General features: G+C 43.5%; 2 protein-coding genes. Both read right to left on the bottom strand.

What is annotated here, in order from left to right; all coding sequences use genetic code 11:
- The coding region (locus Q0203_RS05510) for an NUDIX domain-containing protein (protein WP_297930124.1) at positions 1-531 on the bottom strand (531 nt) is incomplete at its 3' end.
- A gap of 185 nt (positions 532-716) precedes the next feature.
- On the bottom strand, positions 717-1772 hold the full coding sequence (locus tag Q0203_RS05515; protein ID WP_297930127.1) for an ABC transporter substrate-binding protein: 1056 nt from the start codon (positions 1770-1772) through the stop codon (positions 717-719).
- Positions 1773-1919: the final 147 nt, after the last annotated feature.

A 1919-nucleotide genomic window follows, 5' to 3' on the forward strand; every position in this document is an offset into this window, starting at 1 on the left:
CCATTGATAGGCGGTTTCTCGGCTGACAACATGAACCCGAATATCTTCATTTTCTTCCGCTAAACCATGCAAACCGCCAACTTGGGTGCTATCTACTTTGCCGACAAATAAATGAATACGTTCTAATACGCCGCCCGGACTATCCCAAACGCTTAAGCAGTGTTGTAGATGAGTGATTTTTGCACCGGCTTCTTCTTCACTTTCTCTTAATGCGACGGATTCCGGCGTTTCGCCTTCTTCTACCATGCCGGCAATCAATTCAAGTAACCATGGCGATTGTTTTAATGCCGGGTCGTAGGCACCGATACGCACTTGTTCTACCAACACGACATTATCCAATACCGGATCGTAAGCGATGACGGCAGAAGCCGCGCCTTTGATTAACAATTCCCGCGTAACCACACCACTCCAGCCGCCGGCAAAAAGTTTATGTTTAAATTTCACTTTATTTAGTTTAAAAAAACCGCGATAAACTGTTTCATCCTCTAAAATCTCTATATCCTGTTGAGTAAATTGTTGAAACGGATACATCTTTCTCTCCCTAAATGTTCGCCGGCAGTTAGGATACTTTCATTCTTCCTAAAAAAAAATGGAATTTTGGCTAAAATTTTCGGATCTTTGAAGTTAGTCACAAAACTCGGGAGGTGGAGAGCAACGAAAAAAACGTGGTATGGCGTAATGAACATGTTGCTCTCCCAACGTAAGAATGGGGGAAATTATTTTTCTTCTTGCGTGATTTTAACCCAACGTTCAATGAGGCGTTTGCTTTCTGCATCGGCACCAAAACGGATGAAGTCAATATCCAATAACTTCAGTTTTGTTGGATCGCTGGCTTTCGGGGACGCCTTAGCGTGAATGTTCGTTGGAATTTGATAAGAATCGGATTCGCGCCATGGAATTTCTTGTGCTTCCGCATCGAGGACGAAATCCACGAAGTGTTTGGCATTATCAAGATTGCGTGCACCCTTGATAATGCTGACCGCACCCAGTGTGTAGCCCACCCCTTCACAAGGCAAAATGCCTTTTACCGGTGCGCCTTTGTCTTTTTCACGCACATAACTATGCATAAAGGAAACATCCACACTCACTTCACCGGTGGATAAATTACCGGTGGCTAAACCGCTCTTAGAATATTGTGCCACGTTTGCATTGAGTTTTTTCAAGTAATCAAAGGCTTTTTCTTCACCCCAAAGTTGTACTAATGTTGTTAGAAAAGAATAGCCGGTGCCGGACACGCGAGGATCGGCATATTGAATTTGATTTTTGAATTCTGGCTTAAGTAAATCGGCGAAGCATTTCGGTTCCGGAATATTGAGCTGTTTTAATTTTTCCGTATTCACGCCGATGGCAACTTCCATTAAATAGATAATTGACGTGTAGTCGCCTCGTTCATCCATTAATTTTTTGAACTGTGGCATGATGTCTTTTTGTAATGGGGAGCGATAAACTGCCAGCAAGCCTTGATCAGCGGCTTGTAAGTGCGGTTCAAAGGTGCCGCCAAACCATACATCGGCTTGTGGATTGTCTTTTTCCGCTTTGATTTTACCCAGTACGGTGCCGGTGCTGTTGCGTACAAATTGAGTGTCAACATGATATTTTTCGGCAAAGCGTTTTGTGACTTTTTCACAGGTGGCATTTTGCACGCTGCAATACACGGTGAGTTTGCCTTCCGCTTGGGCGTTTTGCGTATAAAACAGCATTGGAAGCAAGCAAAGTGCGGTGGTTTTTAAGGTCGTTTTTAAAAGGGAATCATTTTTAGCAAGCATGGTCATTGATCTAATCCTTGATGAGATTGAAAAACAAAACCAGCTAACAACTCAACGGGGGAAATCGGCTGAAAGACGCCATAGAAGCAGAGTGAAGTGCATTAGTTTCCTACGTCAGTGCTAACTGTATCAGGTTCACGGGTATTTCTCAGC

Origin of the sequence: uncultured Aggregatibacter sp. (genome assembly GCF_938046485.1) — a bacterium.
GTDB lineage: Bacteria > Pseudomonadota > Gammaproteobacteria > Enterobacterales > Pasteurellaceae > Aggregatibacter.

Excerpts from the sequence above, each read along its gene's own strand:
- Q0203_RS05515 (WP_297930127.1), bottom strand. The coding sequence starts at position 1,772 with ATGACCATGCTTGCTAAAAATGATTCCCTTTTAAAAACGACCTTAAAA.